The sequence below is a fragment of the Acinetobacter sp. CFCC 11171 genome (assembly GCF_003268405.1).
Taxonomy (GTDB): domain Bacteria; phylum Pseudomonadota; class Gammaproteobacteria; order Pseudomonadales; family Moraxellaceae; genus Acinetobacter; species Acinetobacter amyesii.
In genome coordinates, this window is the sequence record NZ_LQXP01000017.1 from 1 (window position 1) to 22,016 (window position 22,016).

General features: G+C 39.5%; 19 protein-coding genes and 1 pseudogene. 7 read left to right on the forward strand and 13 right to left on the reverse strand.

The window, feature by feature from the left end; translation table 11 throughout:
• Nucleotides 1–130 precede the first annotated feature (130 nt).
• The 3 genes from AVJ20_RS09550 to thiM all read left to right on the forward strand — a co-directional run bounded on the left by AVJ20_RS09550 (nt 131) and on the right by thiM (nt 2,581).
• Nucleotides 131–394 carry a hypothetical protein gene (locus AVJ20_RS09550; protein ID WP_111885040.1) on the forward strand — a complete coding sequence of 88 codons (264 nt, stop codon included), beginning with the start codon at nt 131–133 and terminating at the stop codon, nt 392–394.
• 148 nt (nt 395–542) lie between these two features.
• Nucleotides 543–1,700, forward strand: a complete 1,158-nt coding sequence (locus AVJ20_RS09555) for a hypothetical protein (RefSeq protein ID WP_111885041.1) — start codon at nt 543–545, stop codon at nt 1,698–1,700.
• 11 nt (nt 1,701–1,711) lie between these two features.
• Nucleotides 1,712–2,581: a hydroxyethylthiazole kinase gene (gene thiM / locus AVJ20_RS09560; protein WP_111885042.1), complete on the forward strand. Its 870-nt coding sequence runs from the start codon at nt 1,712–1,714 to the stop codon at nt 2,579–2,581.
• Nucleotides 2,582–2,678: 97 nt separating this feature from the next.
• On the opposite strand, the gene AVJ20_RS09565 is transcribed toward thiM, so the two are convergent.
• From AVJ20_RS09565 to AVJ20_RS09575, 3 genes are all read right to left on the reverse strand, one after another.
• On the reverse strand, nt 2,679–3,230 hold the full coding sequence (locus AVJ20_RS09565) for a DUF3828 domain-containing protein (RefSeq protein WP_111885043.1): 552 nt from the start codon (nt 3,228–3,230) through the stop codon (nt 2,679–2,681).
• 19 nt (nt 3,231–3,249) lie between these two features.
• Nucleotides 3,250–3,978: a hypothetical protein gene (locus AVJ20_RS09570; protein WP_111885088.1), complete on the reverse strand. Its 729-nt coding sequence runs from the start codon at nt 3,976–3,978 to the stop codon at nt 3,250–3,252.
• Between the two features lie 382 nt (nt 3,979–4,360).
• A complete protein-coding gene (locus tag AVJ20_RS09575; protein WP_111885044.1) occupies nt 4,361–5,881 on the reverse strand; it encodes a TerC family protein in 1,521 nt (506 codons plus the stop codon).
• Between the two features lie 616 nt (nt 5,882–6,497).
• Here AVJ20_RS09575 and AVJ20_RS09580 point away from each other — a divergent pair.
• Nucleotides 6,498–6,962 (forward strand): MarR family winged helix-turn-helix transcriptional regulator, encoded by a 465-nt coding sequence (locus AVJ20_RS09580; protein WP_078193646.1) that lies wholly within the window; start codon nt 6,498–6,500, stop codon nt 6,960–6,962.
• A 21-nt stretch (nt 6,963–6,983) separates the two neighbouring features.
• Here AVJ20_RS09580 and AVJ20_RS09585 read toward each other — a convergent pair whose 3' ends face one another.
• Complete coding sequence (locus AVJ20_RS09585) at nt 6,984–7,643, reverse strand: SOS response-associated peptidase family protein (RefSeq protein WP_111885089.1); 660 nt, start codon at nt 7,641–7,643, stop codon at nt 6,984–6,986.
• Between the two features lie 38 nt (nt 7,644–7,681).
• Here AVJ20_RS09585 and AVJ20_RS18360 point away from each other — a divergent pair, with 38 nt between their 5' ends.
• Nucleotides 7,682–8,668: a hypothetical protein gene (locus tag AVJ20_RS18360; protein ID WP_162689758.1), complete on the forward strand. Its 987-nt coding sequence runs from the start codon at nt 7,682–7,684 to the stop codon at nt 8,666–8,668.
• A gap of 76 nt (nt 8,669–8,744) precedes the next feature.
• On the opposite strand, the gene AVJ20_RS09600 is transcribed toward AVJ20_RS18360, so the two are convergent.
• The 5 genes from AVJ20_RS09600 to AVJ20_RS09620 form a co-directional block, all read right to left on the reverse strand.
• Nucleotides 8,745–10,187, reverse strand: a complete 1,443-nt coding sequence (locus AVJ20_RS09600; RefSeq protein WP_111885047.1) for an aldehyde dehydrogenase family protein — start codon at nt 10,185–10,187, stop codon at nt 8,745–8,747.
• A gap of 111 nt (nt 10,188–10,298) precedes the next feature.
• On the reverse strand, nt 10,299–10,775 hold the full coding sequence (locus AVJ20_RS09605) for a hypothetical protein (protein WP_111885048.1): 477 nt from the start codon (nt 10,773–10,775) through the stop codon (nt 10,299–10,301).
• A gap of 88 nt (nt 10,776–10,863) precedes the next feature.
• A complete protein-coding gene (locus AVJ20_RS09610) occupies nt 10,864–13,026 on the reverse strand; it encodes a malate synthase G (protein ID WP_111885049.1) in 2,163 nt (720 codons plus the stop codon).
• Between the two features lie 526 nt (nt 13,027–13,552).
• Nucleotides 13,553–14,704: a cell division protein ZapE gene (gene zapE / locus AVJ20_RS09615; protein ID WP_111885050.1), complete on the reverse strand. Its 1,152-nt coding sequence runs from the start codon at nt 14,702–14,704 to the stop codon at nt 13,553–13,555.
• A gap of 84 nt (nt 14,705–14,788) precedes the next feature.
• Nucleotides 14,789–15,796 carry an AraC family transcriptional regulator gene (locus AVJ20_RS09620; RefSeq protein WP_111885051.1) on the reverse strand — a complete coding sequence of 336 codons (1,008 nt, stop codon included), beginning with the start codon at nt 15,794–15,796 and terminating at the stop codon, nt 14,789–14,791.
• A gap of 157 nt (nt 15,797–15,953) precedes the next feature.
• Between AVJ20_RS09620 and AVJ20_RS09625 the strand changes: the two are divergent.
• Nucleotides 15,954–17,483, forward strand: a pseudogene (locus AVJ20_RS09625) (flavin-containing monooxygenase).
• Nucleotides 17,484–17,532: 49 nt separating this feature from the next.
• Entirely contained in the window at nt 17,533–18,441 is a 909-nt protein-coding gene (locus tag AVJ20_RS09630) for a lysine exporter LysO family protein (protein ID WP_111885052.1), read from the forward strand.
• 79 nt (nt 18,442–18,520) lie between these two features.
• Here AVJ20_RS09630 and pyrF read toward each other — a convergent pair whose 3' ends face one another.
• From pyrF to rpsA, 4 genes are all read right to left on the reverse strand, one after another.
• Nucleotides 18,521–19,201 carry an orotidine-5'-phosphate decarboxylase gene (pyrF, locus tag AVJ20_RS09635; protein WP_078193653.1) on the reverse strand — a complete coding sequence of 227 codons (681 nt, stop codon included), beginning with the start codon at nt 19,199–19,201 and terminating at the stop codon, nt 18,521–18,523.
• 241 nt (nt 19,202–19,442) lie between these two features.
• On the reverse strand, nt 19,443–19,808 hold the full coding sequence (locus AVJ20_RS09640) for a lipopolysaccharide assembly protein LapA domain-containing protein (protein WP_111885053.1): 366 nt from the start codon (nt 19,806–19,808) through the stop codon (nt 19,443–19,445).
• 24 nt (nt 19,809–19,832) lie between these two features.
• Nucleotides 19,833–20,135, reverse strand: a complete 303-nt coding sequence (locus tag AVJ20_RS09645) for an integration host factor subunit beta (RefSeq protein WP_067767464.1) — start codon at nt 20,133–20,135, stop codon at nt 19,833–19,835.
• Nucleotides 20,136–20,297: 162 nt separating this feature from the next.
• On the reverse strand, nt 20,298–21,977 hold the full coding sequence (rpsA, locus tag AVJ20_RS09650; protein WP_078193655.1) for a 30S ribosomal protein S1: 1,680 nt from the start codon (nt 21,975–21,977) through the stop codon (nt 20,298–20,300).
• Nucleotides 21,978–22,016 lie beyond the last annotated feature (39 nt).

Genomic DNA, 22,016 nt, shown 5'->3' on the forward strand with positions numbered 1-22,016 from the left:
TAATATCTTAGTAAATAATTATAAAGTTTATCTGCTTTAAAATGTCTACTCAAAACATTTGAGCATGCGTTTTGCATCTACTTAATTGCCAAAAGCAAAATCATCAGGCTAAAACAAAAAGAGGTGCATTATGTTTATTAAAGAACACATCATCCGTATTGAAAATATGAAGACCCTGCAAGCGCTTGATGCTGCAAATATCGACCATCAAGTAATTGCAATGTTTATGACTTGCGAAGGGATTCCACTCAAAGCCTTTGAGGTCAGTTCATTACTTAACTCATATAGTGCATTAGGCACTAAAAAAGTCGCGTCTAAAAAAGTGCAAGCCTTAATACAAGCCAAACAAGTTGGAGAGGAGGACGAATCGATCCCATGCCCAGCCGCCTATTAATAATCCATTCTGACTAAAAGCTGCATCATCACTATGCAGTTTTTTTATTTGTCGACATATCGCCTGAGCTGCCGCAACTGAAATTGCAAACCCGTCTTTAAACAGAGATGTGTATAATCAATTTAACCTTTCAAGAAACGCTGGCAACATGTTCAATATTCTACGCAAACAAATGGATGAAAGTACGCAATGCCCGTTGTGTCGTGCATCTATGTATTGGGTAGATGCTGAAAAATTAGATGAGCAAGAATTTAATTTTTATCAGTGTAGCCACTGTCATCATCAAATATTTCCAGAACAGCAATACAACTGTCATTGTGAAAACTGTCAGGCTGCGCGAAAAAAACTCCTGAAAGAAACCCGTTTACAAGAACAGCGTAAACTTAAAAATAAAGATATCGTTGAGCGTGAATTAAGTGAACTGAGTTTTTTACAGAAACTCTTTTTGCTGGCTTTATTGGATAATCATGTCCAAGAACATACGGCACATCAAGAATTTATCGACTGGGACGCTATTAAGTATCATAACATCAGCCCGAATTATTTCTTCCAACAATCACTCAAAAAGCATCTCGTGCATGAGCAAATTTTGATTGTGAAAGATGATGCGCTACAAGCTGAACAGTATTATATCAATGTCCGTCTGGATGGCTATTCGGAGCCCAGTCTTTTTAGCGTAGCGCAGCAACTCCGTCATTGGTTTTATGAAAATTTAGCTCTGGGTGTTCCTTTTAAAAGCGCTGACGAAGTGAAAGAGTGTTTGTATCTTCTACTGTTTCAAGAAATTGTCCAATTCATGCAGTTTTACTGTAAGACATGGGGCATTCAAATTGCAGGGAATAAAAGCTTTCAAGTGTTCTGTTATCGCCTACTCGACCATCTAGCGGTTGGGCAGATTTACTATATGATTCAGTCAGCACTCGAATACCTACATAAACAAAAAGCTCTGCAAGTACGTAATGAAAACTTCATTAATACTAATCTGTTAAAAAAGACCTTACAGCAATACCGTGAACGTGGCTTACAGGAAAAATGGGAAACCTTTACCCTCCCTCGTCCGCCACAATTACCGTTTAGTAAAATGAGTGAAATTTTGCTCTTTAACTTTTTAGGACTCGATGAAAGTATCTTTGTGCAACCGATACGCCATGCTTGGAAAAAAATCGAACCACGATTAAATTTTTATTCCACAAAGCGCTGCATGTACTGTGGTTCACAAGAGCTCTCTGTCGATTATGATGCCGCAGATTATGTGACCCTGTTCTGCCGTAATTGTAAACATCAAGACCATTACTTCACCCGCTAAGGGAGAAAACAATGAATCAATCTGAAAATTTTGAAACGACCATGAACAGTGAATTGACTGACTTAAATAGCCCGCTTTTACAAAGCGTCATCAATGCGTGGATTGAACTTCAATCCAAACAACCTTTGGTGCATATCATCACCAATACGGTCGCGAGCAATTATGTCGCCAATGTTCTTTTGGCTGCGGGTGCTTCTCCTGCAATGATTGACAATCCCTTTGAAGCCGAAAGCTTTGCCTCTATTGCCAGTGCATTGAATATCAATTTAGGCACGCCAACGTCTGAACAAATGCAGGCCATGCAAATTGCTGCACAAACAGCACAAAATTTAAATAAACCTTGGGTGCTTGATCCTGTCGGTTATGGCCCCGTTTTGCCGTGGCGATCTGAAATGGTTGACCAATTACTCCAGTACAAGCCAAGCATAATCCGTGGCAATGCATCAGAAATCAGTGGTCTTGCAGGTAATCAAGGTGAGTCACGCGGTGTCGATAGCACGCTCAATAGTGCAGAAATTTACTTAAATGCTGCGCCCTTATTAGAACACTGTGAATGTGTGGCAATTTCAGGCGAATCAGATTTCATCTTATCGAAAGAAATGAATGCAGTGATTCAGATTAATGGTGGATCTTACTTACAACCCAAAGTGACGGCTTCTGGCTGCGCTTTAGGTGCGTTAACAGCGGCGTATTGCGCCGTGAGTGAAACGCTAACTGCTGGCACGGTCGCAGCACATTTGCACTTTGCGATTGCGGGTCAAAAAGCCTATGAAATTAGCTCAAGTGTCGGCAGTTTTAATGTTGCATTTTTAGATGAAATTTATAATCTCAATGAAGATGATTTCAATCAACTTGCCAACATGCAAATTTATTCACTATAAAGCTATGATACCTTGAGAAAACAAAAACAGCTTGAGTATAGGACTCAAGCTGTTCAGGGATTCATACTGTTTTGTACTAATTAATATGCGAAAAAATTTACTGTGCCGTACTGTCACTTGCAGCATTGGCATCAAACATTTCTGAATCTTCGATCGTTTCTGTTGGATTACTCAAAATCATGTCTAGGTCATAGTCCCCCGCATAGACGATATTTTTGATTTTTGAACAGTCGCCATCACTCATTTCATAATTTAAGACTTTGGCTTCATCACCAATTTTAAACTCAGCACGAACAACGTTTTTATTTTCATCAAAACTCAGCTTAGGCTGAACGCCTTTTTTCGAATCTTGCTGCGGATCTTGGCTATCCGTGAATATATCAAAATCCACATTACACACTTGTTGCGACTGCTTACAGTTAATTTCTGCTTGCATACGTTCCGCTAACGATGGCTCAAAATAGGCAGCAAGTTGATCTTTACTCAAAGCATGTAATTTCAACTCTTGGTCATAAATTTGTTTGACCAATTTTTCAGGAGTAACACATTTCTGCGATTGCTCTTGTACTTTTTGCTCTGCAGGCTGACAAGCCGTTAAAAAGATTGCCGCACCGAAACCGAATAATCGATATATCGTCATTTGTCGCATAATACATCCATGTCCATCATTAAACTGCCCGCCCAACTGTCAGATTCATACTTGCTTCAAAAATGGTTGAAACATTTAATTTACAAATACACATTAACCCCATGCCATCAAAATAATCTGGCACGTGCTGCATAAAAAATTGAACATGTTCATCAGATTTTTTCCGTAGCCGAACCAACTGCTCAGGCGTCACCTTCGGTAAATCACAACGATGAACAAAAATATCCTCAGCCCGATGCTGCACATCATGCTGACGGATTTTATAACTATTTAAAACATCCACATACTCGGTGGGCATCGGGACACCATGCCTTGGATAAAACTTAACAGAGCGCGAGGCAAATAATGTATATACCTTTGGTTGTGCCAATGTAGCCACAAACCACATTGGAATCGCTGGAAAACGAATCTGATGCTGCATCGCCACTTTAATCGCCGAGTTTAAGGTCAGGTTTTTCCGACGGTAATCAACCAATACCCCAGCCCGTGAATTAAAAATAAAAATCGGCCGATTGTTATGCATAATTTTTAATATACGCACAATGTTTTGCCCAATCAGTTTATTCTGCTCAAAATACTGAATGATTGGTAAGGCAACAATATCTGGGTCATGCATGTATTGATAAAGTTGCTCAATCTTAGAAGTTGGGAAAATACATTGATCAAACTCCCAGAGCCGTTGAAACAACTCATGTTTTTCTTCAATCGTGAGTTTGCAAAAATCAATGATATTCTCAGTGATCGCCATACCAACACCCATTTTCTTAATGGATTAACTTTGATTTTTTTTCAAAGTCCCTAGTTATAAAGTTTTCCGAAGCGGTATTTAAATGAAATAAAATTATTCATAGATCATCTATGATGATTAAAACCTCAAGTTAAAAATGAATCGCTATTTAACCTCATGCTTTTTTAAAATCAACCCTATCAATATTTTTTACTTTTGAACCGCTTTAACCCTCTAAAAGCCCAAAAGTTGCAGCGTTTTTTGACTGTTACATCATGTAAATATAATACGTTTTAACATCGTGAATTGCAGCCCTCGTTATATAGGATTTCTTATACTTTCTAGTCATACAAAAAAGACAGCTTCGAAAAGCTGTCTTAGGGTCATTTTTAATATTTGAGCATTAGGCCTGGTAATAGATATCAACCGTTTTAATGCGGTTTTCATCCATTGCCGTGACTTTAAATTGAATGCCTTTAAAATCAACCACAGTACCGACTTCTACATTGCCGTGGGTCTGATCTAAAATAAGACCTGAAACACTGATATAACCATCATCTTCTTCGATCAAATCCAGCATTTCCAATTCAAGTTCTAACTGATACAGATCGAGCATGCCTGAAGCTTTCCAATGTTCATCATCGATTTTAATCAAATCAAGTTGTTCATCTGCATCAGGGAATTCACCAGCAATCGCTTCAAACACATCGAGTGGTGAAATCAGACCTTGTACCGCCCCAAACTCATCCGTAACCAGCACCAAAGAGCCTTTTGAGGTACGCAAGGTATTAATCGCATCAATCACCTTCATCTTTTGGAAAATAAAGATTGGTCGATGACGTTTAATCAATGCTTTTAGATCATCTTCACTGTCTAGAACATCAATAAGTTCTTTCGCGCGGACAATACTAATCACTTTATCCAAGCTACCACGACACACAGGGAATAAACTGTGCGGCACTGAAAGGACTTGCTCACGAATTTGTTCAGGTGTGTCATTTAAATCCACCCAAGAAATTTGATTGCGGGGAGTCATGATCGACGCAACTGAACGCTCTGCAAGCGTCAACACCCCCCCAATCATGTAACGCTCTTCGTCTGCAAAAGTTTCTTGCGCCTGATTACCAACTTGATCGGATTCTAAGCGCCCACCCATCAGTTTTAAAATACTGTCTGCAGTACGATGGCGTAATGGAATTTTCGCTTCATGTTTTTGAGCATTGCGTTGACTAAACTGGTTAAAGGCTTCGATGACAATCGCAACACCAATACCTGAGTAGATATAGCCTTTCGGAATATGGAAACCAAAACCTTCTGCTATCAAACTAATACCGATCAGCAATAAGAAGCTTAAACATAGGATCACGACGGTCGGATGTCGGTTTACAAAAGCCGTTAGCGGTTTAGATGCAAGTAACATCACTGCCATTGCCACAATCATTGCAGCCATCATGACATAAATGTTGTCGACCATACCGATCGCTGTAATGACAGAGTCTAAAGAGAAAACCGCATCTAAGACAACAATTTGCGCAACAACTGCTGTAAAGCTGGCATATGCCACTTTTGTTGTCACTTGAACTTCTGGTTTTCCTTCTAATTTCTCATGTAGCTCTGTGACCGCCTTATAGACTAAGAACAATCCACCGAACAATAATATGAGATCTCGACCAGAGAATGTCCAATCAAAAACGGTAATCAGGGGCTTTGTTAATGTGACCAACCAAGAGATTGCAAATAACAATCCTAATCGCATAAATAATGCGAGTGAAAGACCAAGTACGCGGGCTTTATCACGTTGTTCTGGAGGGAGTTTTTCTGCCAAAATGGCAATAAAGACTAGGTTATCAATCCCTAGTACAATTTCTAAAATAATTAATGTAAGTAAACCAATCCAGATTCCGGGATCTAACAAAAATTCCATTAGCTCTCTTCCTCATTCTGGATTGTAAGAATATCTTCAAGCAGACCAACGCACGGCGACGGATCCATAAATTTAACCTGTGTAACTAGAGACCATTCCATTATGCATAATCTTGCGCATTTGTAATGTATTCAAGCATATTTTTTCGCATCAACAATATGACAAAATGTTAAAAACGCTGAATGTATTACAAATCGAATGGGCGATATAAAATACACATTTAGATGTTAAAACCTACTTTTTGAGATCTCCTCTTCCACTTTAAAAAAGTATGAATTCACCTGACTTTTAATTAAATGTAATTAAATACGTTGTACGAGATTGTATGACAAATCTAATGAATTATTTATTTCTACCTTTTGGTAAAAAATATTAATATTCAATTCAAATTAAAAACTTATTTATTTTCACTACACTATCTCTATACCTAACCTTATTTTTAATTTCTGTTAAGCATTTAGACAGAATATCAATATAATCTATTTAGATAATCTAAAAATGGGATATCTTCTACTTTCTATTTTTTTTATTGTGAACTCTTGCTATTACCCTCTATTTTTCAATAGAATGTTAAAACATTAAATAAAATTAAAACAAATATTCAGGGGATTCCTTTATGACAAAAAAGTATTCAAAATTTTTACCATCCACCGATGACTTTAGTTTAGAAAATTTTCCTTTCTACTGGGTTACTCAGGTGCATTCACAATATGTTTTAAACGTCGACCATGCATTGAAAAAGTATGGCGTTGATAATTCACGTCGTCGTATCCTGCTCGCACTCAAGTCTAAACCACATGCTAGCGTTTCAGATTTATCTGAAATGGTCGTATCTAAAATGTCGACGACAACCAAGATCGTTTATCGTTTAAAAGATGAAGGCTTAGTAGATACCTATTCTTGTGAAGATGATGCGCGTATTACCCGCGTCGTGTTAACCGATAAAGGCACTGCTATGACGCAGAAGATTAACGATCTAACGAATGTCGTTCTAGAGCAATCTTTTGAAGGCTTAACACCGCTACAAATTGAAAAAACCATGGAAAGTTTAAAGCATATTTTCAAAAACTTAGCGCGCTAAGCATTCTGCATCACCGAAATATCAATCGAAAATATTCAGTTGGGGACTGATTTTTTCGATTTTTATTTTGGGTGCGTGCGCACATTCAAACTCATCAACAGGAAAACCTTGTACAAAACTTTGGATGTTGGGTGATTTCCAACTTAGCCATTCCTCTAATCGCGCATGCGGAATCACAATGACCGAGCGCTTTACATTGCCCGGCTCATGAAAGTGTTTCATCATCTCATGCTGAATAGCATCCATCGTAATCATGGTACTTGAACGTACAATCTCGTCACCTTGTCTACAAATGTCATATAAGGCAGCTATATAAAACGCTTCTCCATCTTTGCGCTTAACACTCCAACGCTGCGGCTTATTATCGATATACATTGACTCATAAAATTCAGACACGGGTATTACGCCAAACTTACATTTTGAAATCGCATTAATAAACGTAGGCTTTTGATACAAAGTTTCATTTCGGGCATTATAGGTTTTAAGTGCAATTGATTTGTCTTCAGCCCATTTAGGCACCATGCCAAAATTCACTTTTCGCCACTCTAGCCCTTGTTCAGACTTAAAGAGTAGCGGCAAATCATAATTTGGATAGACTTCCTCAGGATATTCAAAGCTGATTTCAGGCAAGTTTTGAGACTTTAATTGCGATAAGGTAATCGGTTTGAAATTAGCACACATATTTGCCATAATCCGCAAAAATTCAATCTTTATAATAAATGAAAAATCTAGACCGAAGTCGCTTTATCGTTTTAATTCTAATTTCAAGCCTATATTCAACCGCACATGCCGCAAAAGTCTCTGTACATACCGTTTCATTTCTACCTTTTAGTCTCGACGCGCTCTATCTCAACGAATATCCATTTAAACAAGACCTAATCAATGAGACTGAGATTCCGGCAGGCAAGTACCGCATTCAATATAAGCATTTTCGCAATCAGCAAATGATCAGTACACATCATTGGGTTACGGTCAAAAATCTTCCCAACACCCAAGAACAACAATTTTCATTGGTCATCTTGCCTGATGGTGAAGTAATCAATGTCTCTGATTTTAAAATTACATCTCCAGAGATGTTTCCTGAAATCCGTTTTGCAAAACGTGCTCAAAATAGTTATCGCTTGATGCAAAATCAGCAAAGACAAAGAGATCAGTTTGGCGTGATTTTTCCTGACGCAGATGAAGCCCATACGACAGAATTAGAAGATCAATTTGGCTGGTTTACGGTGAACGAAGATGAAGGGCGTGTCAGGACTTCTTGTACTGGCACGTTTAAAATCAACCCTCAAGATGCGCTCCCCTATTTCACTACTGCAAATTCAGCTCTTCAGTTTAATTATCAACAAGGAAACAAAATACATAACGCATATTTAGCGTTTAGTGATAACAATCCGCTTATTCCAATCGAAGATCGAACAATTCATGAGGCTACGCATTACAAAAAGGGCTTGAAGTTTGATCTACATATTAACAATATACAAAAAATGAAAACCGAGACTATTTTTTCTAATTATTCAATCTACAATTATAAGGTTCAGGTCAAACTGTATATGACGGCCTTGCAGCGAGAGCCCATGCTGTTGATGAATCACAAAATGTACTATCAGGATAATTGTTCAAGCCAAGATATTGGCGCTTTTCTGTATTACAAGACACGTTGGAGCCGTTTTTGGGACTATATTCTGCCTGATATTTCATGGAAATAAACTAAAAATGTCCTGCGTAACATTAGCTGCGGTGAAGTCTATTGCACAAGATTAAATAGACTTCACTTTGCGTATTTTAAGCTGGGAAAGTTTGCCAATGGGTGCGGGTAAATTCCTCAAATATCCACTCACCATTAAAACGACCAAGGCCTGAATTACGCTCACCGCCAAAGGGTGCATTAGAATGATCCGCCACACTGATGCCATTGATATGCGTCATGCCTATATCGAGTTTGGCAGCAAACTCTCCGCCACGCGCTAAGTTTGAGGTACATACCGCACTGGATAAACCAAATCGGGTTGAATTCGCCAATTTAAGTGCATGCGCTTCATCTCGCGCTTTTAAAATCGGCAAGATTGGCCCAAAGCTTTCTTCTAATGCAATATCAGCGTGTGCATCGACATGGGTGAAAATATGCGGTGCAACCAATTGACCTTCAATACCGCCTGCATAGGCTAAAATTGCATCTTGCTGAATGGCGTTTTGAATAATGGTTTTTAATTTATCGACCTGCGCCTTGTTGATGATGGGCCCTATCAGGGTTTCGGCATCACTTGGATCGCCAACCACGATGCTTTTTACGCGTTTAATTAATTTTTCAACATAAGTATCATGTAGGCATTCATCCACAATCACTCGATTGGTACTCATGCAGATTTGCCCTTGATGCAAAAAACGCCCCATCACGGTCAGTTCAACGGCTAAATCTAAATCGGCATCATCTAAAATCACTAAAGGCGCATTACCGCCCAGTTCCAGCGCTAAACGCTTAATCCGTGAACTTCCTAGCGCTTTCACCCCAACCTGTTGCCCCACTTCAGTTGAACCTGTAAATGAAATCAATTTAGGTACAGGATGCTCTACAAAATAGTCGCCAATTTCACTGCCACTGCCTGCAACGACATTTAACACGCCATGCGGCAAACCCGCTTCTTCAAATAATTTTCCAAGCAACGTTCCACCTGTCACTGGCGTGTCGCTTGCAGGCTTCAGCACCACACTATTGCCGCAGGCAATCGCAGTCACCACAGAGCGCATCGACAAATGAAATGGAAAATTCCACGGGCTAATCACTGCTATGACTCCCAATGGTTTGCGCAGTACAAAACTCTTGCGGCTAGGGTCTTTACTCTCTAGCTTCATAGTTTGCATTTTTTCAGGAAAACACAACGATTCTTGGATAATGCCGAGCGCAGCATCAACTTCAATATTGGCTTTTAAACGTGTACTCCCAGATTCATCTATCAGCCATTGAATAATTTCTTCTCTGCGCTGCTGAATGGTTTGAGCTAATTTGTTGATAACTAGCTGACGTACTTTAATAGACTTGGTCTTTTCTGATTTAAATGCTGCTTCTGCCGCACTATAAGCACTGTCTACATCGACACTGCTGGCTGCCTGCAATTCAAAAATCTGTGCTTGGCTAAAGGGATTGATATTCTTGATGTGACGCGTTGAAGTCCCTGCTCGCCATTGCCCACCAATATATTGCAAATCTAATGCGGTATAAGCTGACATCGTTTCCATCCTATTTTTATCATTCATCCCAATGTAAAGGCTTCAGCATTGAAAAGCTATGAGAAAAACAGGATAAAACTTTATAATTAATTTCTTTTACAACCTTATACTTTAAACAGGCTGATGAATCTGCCGCATCGCTTTATAGATTCGCCAATAAATATAACAGCTAATGATGACTTCAAAACTTAGATCTTTAACTGTGGTGAGTTGCTCAAGCGCAGCCTCCTCCATGTTTAGGGTCAACATGGGTAACAGCCCTTCGACAACAACAGCGATCAAGATAAAGAGGACTAAACTCTGAATCGTTACGGGCAAATACAATGCAATAAAGCGCTTTAAAAAATCTCGGCCTTGCTCGCCGCCATTGGCTTTAAATATGGCATTCACCCAGCTGATCAGCAGACCAACTTGTAAAACAAACGAAGCCCAAGCTTCTGTAGGTTTGGATTCTGGGGTTAAGGTCAGTGCTAAGTAGCTAAAGAAAATCAATATTGAGCTGGCAATATAGTAGTTTTTATAATGGGTTTCAGAGACTTTATTCAGTCGTATATCATCCACCAACCGATTTACATTCCATAAATACATGGAGTTTCCTTTTCATTTTTTATGTCGACATTCTAAATTTCTCAAGCAATAAAAAAAGCCTCCGAAGAGGCTTTTTTTGATTTACAGATTAGTCACCTGTATAACCTTTTAATTTTAAACGGTAAGCATGAAGAAGCGGCTCTGTATAACCAGAAGGCTGCTCGCCACCTTTGAATACTAAATCATAAGCAGCTTTGTATGCATAACCATCAAAGCCTGGTGCCATTGGTGTGTAAAGTGGATCGTTGGCATTTTGCTCATCAACAACTTTCGCCATGCGCTTAAATACTTCTTCAACTTGCTCAGCAGTTACGATACCGTGACGTAACCAGTTCGCAACGTGTTGAGAAGAAATACGTAAAGTTGCACGGTCTTCCATCAAACCAACGTTGTTGATGTCTAGTACTTTTGAACAACCTACACCCAAATCAACCCAACGAACAACATAACCCAAGATACCTTGAAGGTTGTTTTCGAGTTCTTTGGTTTTCTCTTCTTCAGACCAGTTTGTATCTGTCGCTAAAGGCGGCGTTAACAAGTCATCTAAAGATAGCGGCTGAGTATTCAACAACTCTTTTTGACGCTCAGAAACATTGCACTGATGGTAATGGATCGCGTGAATTACAGCGCCAGATGGAGACGGAACCCATGCACAGCTTGCGCCAGCTTCTGGATGCTCAATTTTAGTTTTGTACATATCAAGCAACATATCTGGTTTTGGCCACATGCCTTTACCGATTTGCGCTTTACCACGTAAGCCGGCTTGAAGACCGATCATCACGTTACGGTTTTCATATGCTGGGAACCAGATTTGAGACTTTACTTCGCCTTTACGAACGAATGGACCTGCTTCCATGAAAGTATGGATTTCGTCACCTGTACGGTCCATGAAACCTGTATTAATAAAGATCGTACGATCTTTTGCTTGTGCGATACAGTTTTTCAAGTTCACAGAAGTACGACGTTCTTCGTCCATGATACCGATTTTCAAAGTCTTCGCAGGTAGACCAAGCGCTTGTTCAGCACGCTCGAACAATTCAACTGCAAATGCCACTTCTTCAGGACCATGCATTTTTGGCTTCACGATATACATTGAACCTTTACGCGAGTTCTTGTTTTCGTTTTCGCCTTTAATGTCTGCAAAGGTCAATAACGGTGTGATCAATGCATCCATGATACCTTCATAGATTTCAGCACCATCTACAAGGATCGCAGGGTTTGTCATCAAATGACCTACATTACGAAGCAACATCAATGAACGACCGTGAAGCGTAGTTTCACCACCGATTAAGTTTTTGTGCGTACGATCTTTATTTAATGTACGCGTGATGGTCTTACCATTTTTCTCGATTGACTCAGAAAGTGTACCTTTCATTAAGCCTAACCAATTACGGTAGCCTTCAACTTTCTCTTCAGCATCAACTGCTGCAATTGAGTCTTCTAAGTCTTGAATTGTGGTTACCGCAGCTTCAAGAACTAAGTCTTTAACGCCCGCAGCATCAGTTGAACCAATTGGGCTCGTCGCATCAATTTCAATGATTACATGCAAACCATTGTTTAAAAGTACGATTTCGGTTGGCGCAGCTTCGTCACCATTAAAACCAACAAACTGAGCTTCTTTCGCTAAAGTTGCAGTTGAGCCATCTTTTAGGCTTACAACTAACTTTTTGCCTTCTACCGCATATTTAGTTGCATCTGCATGCGAACCATTAGCTAGCGGGAAAGTTTCATTTAAGAAGTTTTTAGCAAATTCGATAACTTTTGCGCCACGAGCTGGGTTATAGCCCTTACCTTTTTCCGCGCCGTCTTCTTCAGAGATCACGTCAAAACCGTAAAGAGCATCGTAGAGTGAACCCCAACGTGCGTTCGCAGCGTTTAAGCAGTAACGTGCATTACGTACAGGCACTACTAATTGCGCACCAGCCAATAATGCGATTTCTTCGTCTACATTTTCTGTGCTGATTTGGAAATCTTCTACTTCTGGTAATAAGTAGCCAATTTCAGTAAGGAAAGCTTTGTAAGCTTCGAGTTCAAATTTGTTGTTGCGGTGCCATTCATCAATTTTAGCTTGAATGTCGTCACGCTTAGCCAATAGTGCTTTGTTCTTTGGGCTAAGATCGACAACGACTTGTTCAAAGTTTTTCCAGTAAGTTTCACTGTCTAAACCTGAACCCGGTAGTGCTTCATTTTCGATGAAATCGTAAAGTTCTTTAGCAATCGCTAACTTGCCTTTTTGAATACGTGCAGTCATTGTCTTTCCTGATATTGCTATTTTTTATAACAAGAGATTCTAGTATACCCATTTATACTTTGCTGAATAGTACTATCACATTCCTAAATAATGATCATTTTCTATGTAATGAAATACCCTCATCATTCAACATAATAAAGATCAGAAATACGACGTCATCATCAGCCTGAATACCTTTTTACAGTGTATAAAGTTTTTGAAATGTCGAAATTAGACTTAAGTGCAGAATTTTGTTCTAAAACTGAACAAATAGACCCAAGCGTCAAACAAACTCACTCGATTAAGCCATGAAATGCTGCCAATGTCGATGCTACAACTTCAACCAATCAGTTTAAATTTAACGCTTTTATCGATGAATTATTAAACAGCCATACTTCTTATTTAATGATGCTTTTATCATGAGACTTTGCTTTAACTTCTATTGTTCGTTCCACAGCTTTTCTTAATTTATACATGTTTTCTAAAACTAAAAATCAAAAAAAAAGAACGCCATCAAGACGTTCTTTTTTCATTCCAACAGAAACGCTTAATTTTCTGCCGTAGATTCTGGTGCATTGATTTGACGGTGAGAGGTATGTAGATAATCATCAGATTGCATTTCCAATAAGCGCGAACGTGTACGCTCAATTTCAAATGCCAATTTTTCACCTTGATATAATTCAATAATCGTATCTTCTGAAGTAAGCAACAACTTCACACCACGGTCATAAAACTCATCAACTAGATAGATAAAACGACGAGTCCCTTCAGACAAATAATCCGTCATGTGCGGCACATTACTCACCAAGACCGTATTATAAATATTGGCAATTTCAATAAAGTCCGCTGGACTACGTGGTTTTAGGCAAAGTTCAGAATATTCACACCACAGCACATCTTCCGTATGACCAATGGTTTCTACAATACGCTGATTAATAATAATTGGCTCTTGTGAAACTGTTTGGGTTTGCGTTAATGCTGTAAAACGCTGTGCCATCCACAACTTATGTTCATGTGTTAAAGGCGACTTAAACAACTGCGCTTGTTTCAATACACGTAAACGATAGTCTACGCCTGAGTCTACATTTAAAATCACACAGTTCTTTTTCACCATTTCGATGGTTGGGATAAAACGGTCACGATGGATCCCGTTTTTATACAAACCATCTGGTGCGATGTTAGATGTTGCAACAAGGGTGATCCCACGCGTAAATAATTTTTGGAATAGATCACTCAAAATCATCGCATCCGTGACATTGGATACAAAGAATTCATCAAAGCAGATCACGACTGCTTCTTTATAAATTTGGTCAGCAACAAGGTCGAGTGGATTACGCTGACCTGAAAGCTTATTTAATTCACGGTGTACGTACTGCATAAAGTGATGGAAATGCATACGTGTTTTGCGTCGAAATGGCACAGAATCATAAAACTGATCCATCAGCCACGTTTTACCACGTCCTACACCGCCCCACATATACACCCCTTTAGGTGCAGTTTGACGACGGAAACGACGAAACGCTTTTTTAGAAGCCTTAAAACGTTGGATTAATTCTTGCCAAACTCGATCCAACTCATGCACCGCTTGCGCCTGTTCCTGATCTGGTAAAAACTGACCAGATGCTAAGGCTTGAGCATAACGCTCAGCCGGTGAAATCGGAGTAAATGCGGTGTTGTGTGGTGACTGAAAATCTGACATATCATTAAATACTTTTTTGGGCTAAATGAATTATAACGAAGAATAAACTCGAAGATATAACACTTTGGCAGTAAAGCGCATTGGCTATTTATTATATTGTCTCGGACTATGCCCAAACCAACGTTTAAACGCATGATTAAACGCCGCAGGTTCTGAATAGCCCAGCAATTCTGCAATCATTTCAATTGAATATTCATTATATTCAATCATACGGAGTGCTTTATCTTTAATAATATCTTCACGAATTTGCTTATAACTGGTATTTAACTGTTGCAGTTGATGACGCAAAGTTCTTTCTGGCAAATTCAATGCTTGAGCAGTTGCTGCCATACTTGGCATCGCACCACTTTGTAATTCCAAATAATCTTGCACACGTTGAACCAATGATGGCGCATCTTCATCGGCGCTTAAACGTTCTAACTCCGCAATACATTTCGACTCATATAATCGAAAAGTAATAATATCTGCGGAAGGGATCCGAATATCTAAAACATCTTCATCAAACCAAAATGCCGCAAATGGCGCACCAAATCGAACTTGTGAGCCATAATAATCAGTAAACATTTTTAATTTTTCAGGATCTTTGGGTTCAGCAAACGGCAAATCAATTTGAACTTGCGGTGTAGATAGACCCATCATTTTGTAAAGATCGCGGATGAATTTATACGTTCCAGAAATTTCCGACTGCGCCAATAATGCACCCAGTGGCGCATACACATCTTGCGGTTGGTAGCATAAAGCCACTTTATGCTGACTGATTTGCAAACTCAAACGCCCAGTTAGATGTGTCAACTGTTGAAAGCGAATTCCCTGATTTAAAGCTTGGCGTAAAGTATCACTGGTGACCAATAACATCAGCAACGGACCATAACCCGCCAACGTATAATGCTGACCAATAAATAACCCTTGCTCAGGTTCTACATCTTTACCAATGACTTTCAGTACATCCCACTCCAAACTCGGATGAATCACCGAAGTAGGATCGAGTGCATCGACACGCAGCCCGATAGTTTGCAAACGTTGATCGACATCTACGCCTGCTTTACGCATTCCTTGTACTAAATACATCAGGCTTAGAATGGATCGTTTCATAAATCGTAAAATGACATTAAATTTCTTCTTTTTTACTACAAAATTGCAATTATGAACATTGCCGTTTCGATCAATTTTTCTGTCACCTCAATCATATTGTTCTGATCATGAACTCAAGTATGCTTAGCTTGTAATCTCGCTTGGAATTAAAAAAATGATGCAGGAAGCGCAAACAAAAACAGTGCAAACCCCAAAACCCAATTCTGAAATACATACTCAAATCGCCATCATTGGCGGTGGTTTTGGTGGTATTGCTATGGCGATACGACTTTTACAACAAGGTAATCAAGATTTTCTGATCCTCGAAAAAGCCAATGATTTTGGTGGAACCTGGCGTGAAAACCGCTACCCTGGCGCTGCGTGTGATGTGCAATCACATATGTATTCGCTTTCTTTTGCACCCAAAACAGATTGGTCAAAGCGTTATGCTGAAGCGCCGGAAATATTTGACTATATCCAACAGGTCACCCGTGAATATAATTTAAAACAATTCTGTCGCTTTAACAGTGAAGTACTTTCAAGCCAATACAATGAATCAACCTGCGACTGGCATTTAGAACTCAAAGATGGTGTTAAAATTACCGCTCAATATGTGATTTTTGCATCAGGCCCTTTACATGTCCCACAAATTCCACATATACCGAGCATCGAAAAATTTAAGGGTAAAGTGTTCCATTCTTCGCAATGGGATCATCAATATCCATTAGCAGGTAAAAAAGTCGCATCGATTGGTACAGGCGGCAGTGCCATCCAATACATTCCAGAAATCGCACCACAAACACAGCAACTGTATGTTTTTCAACGTACCGCAGCTTGGGTCATTCCACGAGATGAACGTAGTTATCATGGTTTAGAAAAATCATTATTTAAAAAATATGATTGGTTTCGAAAAATTCACCGTGCTCGCCTGTATTGGACCAACGAATCACGTGTCGTGCCAATTGTTAAACCGACCACCATGAAGTATGCGCAAAAACTTGCAGAACTGTATATTAAGTATCAAGTGAAAGATGCTGAACTTGCCAAGAAACTAACGCCAAACTACATCATGGGTTGTAAACGCATTTTAATTTCTAATAAATACTTTCCAACCTTTAATCGACCTAATGTGGAATTGGTCAGTGATGCAATACAAGAAATCACTGAAAATGCCATTATTACCAAAGATGGAAAATCCCGTGAAATCGATTGTCTGATCTATGGCACAGGCTTTATTACCGATCCAAGAATTTATTTAAAATCATTTGAATGTATTGGTGAAAATGCTCAAGAACTCAAACAAGTTTGGCAAGCTGGCGCAGAAAGCTTCTATGGCATTTGCACCAAAGGCTTTCCAAATCTGTTCCAATTATTAGGCCCCAATACCGTACTTGCCCATAATTCAGTGGTATTTATGATTGAGGCACAAGTCGATTACATCTTACAAATGATGCAATTGGTTTCAAAATCTAATGTTCAAGCCATCGCTGTCAAAGATCAGGTGCAAGATCAATTTAACACTCATGTACAAGACATGCTTGATGGTACGGTATGGTAATCAGGCTGCGTGAGTTGGTATCAGCAAAATGGCGGTAAAAATTTTGCACTGTGGCCAACTTATACATGGAAATATTGGCTGGCTACTCGAAAAATAAATCCAGCCGATTTTCGACTCCTCAGTAAAACAAAATCTAGTCATGCAGCTTAAGCAATAACAGGTCATAATAGGCAGGTATTCATTATCTGCCTATTTTTGTATGCAATCTTTCTGGTTGATTTTCCAGCTCTTAGCCTGTTTAGGGCTTGGTTTTATTCTTGCACGTCGCCTACCCACTTGGCTTGAAAAAATCGCCTTTAAACTCCTGCCGTACTTTACTTATATTTTGTTATTTGCTATTGCAATCGAATTTTCCGAAACATTACACACTATTCCAGCACCTCTGCAAATCCTTTCTTCATCAGTACTTATTGCACTATTTACCTCAGTGGGTGCTTTTATTTGCTGCTATATTTTATTTAAGCTTTTAGGCTATAAACCCAGTCATGGCAAAGTGTCCATGCAGTTGGTAACAAGCTCACTCATCAATATTAGCTATGCTTTTATTGCATTAGGTTTAGGTTATGTATTTGCCGAAATGGCAGCACATTTTAGTCTTCAGCCACATATGAGTACTTGGGATCTACTCTTAGTCTTTATGTTTCTGATTGGTCTAGATCTCGCCTACTCACCGCTCGATCGTTCTTGGTTAAATTGGAAAATTCTACTTGTTCCTCTGGGCTGTATCGTCGGTTCACTTTTGGGCGCTTTTGCTGCAGCCTATCTATTGCCACAAATCAGCCTGAAAGATTTGATTATGCTGTCACAAGGCTATGGTTTCTATTCGATGACAGGCATCGTCGTGACTGAATTAAAAAATGCGCATCTAGGCAGTATCGCGCTGATGAATGATTTATTCAGAGAAATTTTTGCGATTGTATTTATGTATATTATTGGCTGGCGCTACCCACGCTCTGCAATTTCATCTGCGGGTGCAACAGCTATGGATGTCACCCTACCTATGGTCAAACAAGCCTGTGGTAATGATTTTATTCCACATGCCATGGTCAGCGGCTTTATCCTTTCTGTACTTGCACCTATATTGGTGAGTATATTGGCGGTGCTTTAACGATTTTAATCTCCCTAAATCCCTCTTTAAAAAAGAGGGACTTTCTCCTCCCTTTTTCAAAGGGAGGTCGGGTGGGATCTTACAAAGTCGCCAAAATATCTTTTAAAGTCTGACGCATATTATCCGATTTAGTAATTGGACGGCCAATCACCAAATGTGTAGAACCATCAAGCATGGCTTGTTTAGGTGTCACAATTCGTTTTTGATCATCCGCTGCAGAACCCTCAGGACGGATACCCGGTGTTACTAATGCAAAGTCAGCACCCAAAGTTTCACGTAACATTTTCGCTTCTTGTGCCGAACAAACTACACCATCCAAACCACTTTCTTTCGTTAAAGTCGCAAGACGCTTCACATGTTCAAAAGGTTCCACATCTAAGCCTAATTCCGCAAGATCTTCACGACCCATTGATGTCAAAACCGTAACAGCAATTAACTGAGTATTGTAATTGCCCGCCTTTAGGCGCTCTACACAGGTTTCCATCATTTTACGGCCACCTGATGCATGTACATTGACCATCCACACACCCATATCCGCAGCTGCACAAACTGCTTGTGCTGTGGTGTTTGGAATATCATGGAATTTAAGATCTAGAAATACTTCAAAACCTTTATCGTGCAATGCTTTAACGATACTTGAACCCTCATGGGTAAATAACTCTTTACCAACCTTAACTCGACATAATGCAGGATCTAACTGCTCTGCAATTGTAAGTGCGTCATATTGGCTTTTAGCATCTAGTGCAACGATGATACTCAAGAGACTTACCCTTCATTTTGACAAAATTAGTGCATTATAGATGGATTCAACTTGATCAGAAAGTCATAAAACTCATGTTAATTGAAATGATTAATTTGAATTTAGCTATCTCATTATTTTATTTAAGATATATGGCTTATTTTTTTCAGCCCATAAAAAAACACCCCGATGATCCACCAGAGTGTTTAATATAAAATTTAACTATACTCATAAAAGTAGTTAATTTACTTCATAAACCCAATTATAACGGGTTAGAAGGACGCTCATTTGCATCAATATCTAAAACTGTTTTTTCATGACGTGTATGTGCAGCCGCTTCAGCAGCAGCCAGTTGAGCAGTTTGAATTTGCTCTTTACGTAGGCGCTCAATATCTTTACGTAGACGTTTAATTTCCCAGTTATTTTGAAATACTCGGAATACTTGTGCTGCCAATAAAAGACCTAAAACCAAACCTAATGACAAAGTTAATAGTAATAAAAGCCCTAAACGCATTGCAGGCACTTGTGTAAACAACAAATCGACTGAAAGTTCAGTTCCGTTTTGCAGAACCAAAGCCAATGAGTATCCAAATAGGACCAGTAGAATTACGACCAATACGTAACGCATAAAAACCCCTAACAATGTTTTGAATTAGTTTGCAGATTCGTTTACCGCATCACGTAAAGCTTTACCAGGTTTAAAGTGCGGAACAGCTTTTGCTGCAACTTCAACAGATTTGCCGGTTTTTGGGTTACGACCCACACGTGGCTCACGGTGATGTAATGCAAAACTACCAAAACCACGGATTTCAATTCGGTTGTCTGTAGACAGAGCTTCGATCATTTGATCGATCATTATCTTAACGGCCTCTTCCACTAAGGGTTCAGCTAAGTGTGGGTTTTTAAGAGAAATACGCTCTATTAAGTCAGACTTATTAAGTGCTTCAGTAGTCATCTGCGACCTCTTTAATTATCAAGCTACCTAGGATCAGTTTCCCGATAATAACCTGTTTAAATACAAAACGGTAGCGTAATAATCACTTACTACGCTACCGTTACAGTAATTGTGTAAAATATATTAATTAATTTACATTAACAATACAATTCAAACACTTACTTAGTGGTTCATTTGAGCTTTGATCAAATCACCAATAGTCTTAGGACCATTGTCTGAAGTTGCTGTAGCTGTCTTGTTCAAGTTAGCTACTGCTTCTTTTTCTTCAGCTTCGTCTTTCGCTTTGATAGACAAGTTGATAGAACGTGATTTGCGGTCTACGTTGATGATTTTAGCTTCAACTTCTTGACCAACTTCAAGGAACTTAGTTGCATCTTCAACGCGGTCGCGGTTGATTTCAGATGCTTTAAGAGTCGCTTCAACTTCGTCAGCTAACTTAACAGTAGCGCCTTTAGCGTCAACTGCAGTTACAGTACCTTTAACAAGCGCACCGCGTTCGTTAGCAGCTAAGAAATCGTTGAACGGATCGCTGTTCATTTGTTTGATGCCAAGGCTGATACGGTTGCCTTCAGCGTCTACTGAAAGGATAACCGCTTCAACTGTGTCACCTTTCTTGTAACGACGAATCGCTTCTTCGCCTTGTTCGTTCCAAGAAATGTCAGACAAGTGAACTAGACCATCGATACCGCCTGGTAAACCGATGAAGATACCGAAGTCAGTGATTGACTTGATAGTACCTGAAACTTTTTCACCTTTGTCGTGTTCTTTAGCAAACTCTTCCCATGGGTTAGCACGAGTTTGTTTGATACCAAGAGAAATACGACGACGCTCTTCATCAACTTCAAGAACCATAACGTCAACTTCGTCACCGATCTGAACAACTTTAGATGGGTGGATGTTTTTGTTAGTATGGTCCATTTCTGAAACGTGTACTAAGCCTTCAACGCCTTCAGCGATTTCAGCGAAGCAACCGTAGTCAGTTAAGTTAGTTACACGAGCTTTAACGATAGAACCTTTAGGGTAACGGTTCATGATCGCTAACCATGGATCTTCGCCTAATTGTTTAAGGCCTAAAGATACGCGGTTACGTTCGCGGTCGAATTTAAGTACTTTAACAGTAACTTCTTGACCAACTTCAACAACTTCTGAAGGATGCTTGATACGTTTCCAAGCCATATCAGTGATGTGAAGAAGACCATCAATACCACCAAGGTCAACGAACGCGCCGTAGTCAGTAAGATTTTTGATAGTACCAGTAACTGTTTGACCTTCTTCAAGCTGAGCAAGAAGAGCTTCACGGTCAGCTGAAGATTCAGCTTCCATAACAGCACGACGAGATACAACAACGTTGTTACGTTTAGCATCTAGTTTGATTACTTTAAATTCTAACTCTTTACCTTCTAAGTGAGTAGTATCACGAATAGGACGAGTATCAACTAAAGAACCTGGAAGGAACGCACGAACTGGACCGATGTCAACAGTGAAACCGCCTTTAACCTTACCAGAGATAACACCAGTAACGATTTCGCCGTCTTCAAAGATTTTTTCAAGTTTAGTCCAAGTTTCAGCACGTTTAGCTTTTTCACGTGATAAAACTGTTTGACCCATACCGTTGTCAAGAGCTTCAACAACTACATCAACAGTGTCGCCAACTTGAACTTCAAGTTCACGTTGTTCATTTAAGAATTCAGCGCGGTCAACAATACCTTCTGATTTAAGGCCAGTGTCAACTGTTACCCAGTCAGAGTCGATGCTTACTACAACGCCTTGGATGACAGCACCCTTTTCAACGTTGAGGTTTAATTCGCTTTCTTCAAAGAGGGCTGCAAAAGATTCGGTCATGATATACCTAGTAAAGTCAGCGGTCTTGGATCAGACAAG

Bases quoted from the DNA above. Each gene is read 5' to 3' on its own strand.
- AVJ20_RS09550 (WP_111885040.1), top strand. From the start codon at position 131: ATGTTTATTAAAGAACACATCATCCGTATTGAAAATATGAAGACCCTG.
- AVJ20_RS09555 (WP_111885041.1), top strand. From the start codon at position 543: ATGTTCAATATTCTACGCAAACAAATGGATGAAAGTACGCAATGCCCG.
- thiM (WP_111885042.1), top strand. From the start codon at position 1,712: ATGAATCAATCTGAAAATTTTGAAACGACCATGAACAGTGAATTGACT.
- AVJ20_RS09565 (WP_111885043.1), bottom strand. From the start codon at position 3,230: ATGCGACAAATGACGATATATCGATTATTCGGTTTCGGTGCGGCAATC.
- AVJ20_RS09570 (WP_111885088.1), bottom strand. From the start codon at position 3,978: ATGGCGATCACTGAGAATATCATTGATTTTTGCAAACTCACGATTGAA.
- AVJ20_RS09575 (WP_111885044.1), bottom strand. From the start codon at position 5,881: ATGGAATTTTTGTTAGATCCCGGAATCTGGATTGGTTTACTTACATTA.
- AVJ20_RS09580 (WP_078193646.1), top strand. From the start codon at position 6,498: ATGACAAAAAAGTATTCAAAATTTTTACCATCCACCGATGACTTTAGT.
- AVJ20_RS09585 (WP_111885089.1), bottom strand. From the start codon at position 7,643: ATGTGTGCTAATTTCAAACCGATTACCTTATCGCAATTAAAGTCTCAA.
- AVJ20_RS18360 (WP_162689758.1), top strand. From the start codon at position 7,682: ATGAAAAATCTAGACCGAAGTCGCTTTATCGTTTTAATTCTAATTTCA.
- AVJ20_RS09600 (WP_111885047.1), bottom strand. From the start codon at position 10,187: ATGTCAGCTTATACCGCATTAGATTTGCAATATATTGGTGGGCAATGG.
- AVJ20_RS09605 (WP_111885048.1), bottom strand. From the start codon at position 10,775: ATGTATTTATGGAATGTAAATCGGTTGGTGGATGATATACGACTGAAT.
- AVJ20_RS09610 (WP_111885049.1), bottom strand. From the start codon at position 13,026: ATGACTGCACGTATTCAAAAAGGCAAGTTAGCGATTGCTAAAGAACTT.
- zapE (WP_111885050.1), bottom strand. From the start codon at position 14,704: ATGTCAGATTTTCAGTCACCACACAACACCGCATTTACTCCGATTTCA.
- AVJ20_RS09620 (WP_111885051.1), bottom strand. From the start codon at position 15,796: ATGAAACGATCCATTCTAAGCCTGATGTATTTAGTACAAGGAATGCGT.
- AVJ20_RS09630 (WP_111885052.1), top strand. From the start codon at position 17,533: ATGCAATCTTTCTGGTTGATTTTCCAGCTCTTAGCCTGTTTAGGGCTT.
- AVJ20_RS09640 (WP_111885053.1), bottom strand. From the start codon at position 19,808: ATGCGTTACGTATTGGTCGTAATTCTACTGGTCCTATTTGGATACTCA.
- AVJ20_RS09645 (WP_067767464.1), bottom strand. From the start codon at position 20,135: ATGACTACTGAAGCACTTAATAAGTCTGACTTAATAGAGCGTATTTCT.
- rpsA (WP_078193655.1), bottom strand. From the start codon at position 21,977: ATGACCGAATCTTTTGCAGCCCTCTTTGAAGAAAGCGAATTAAACCTC.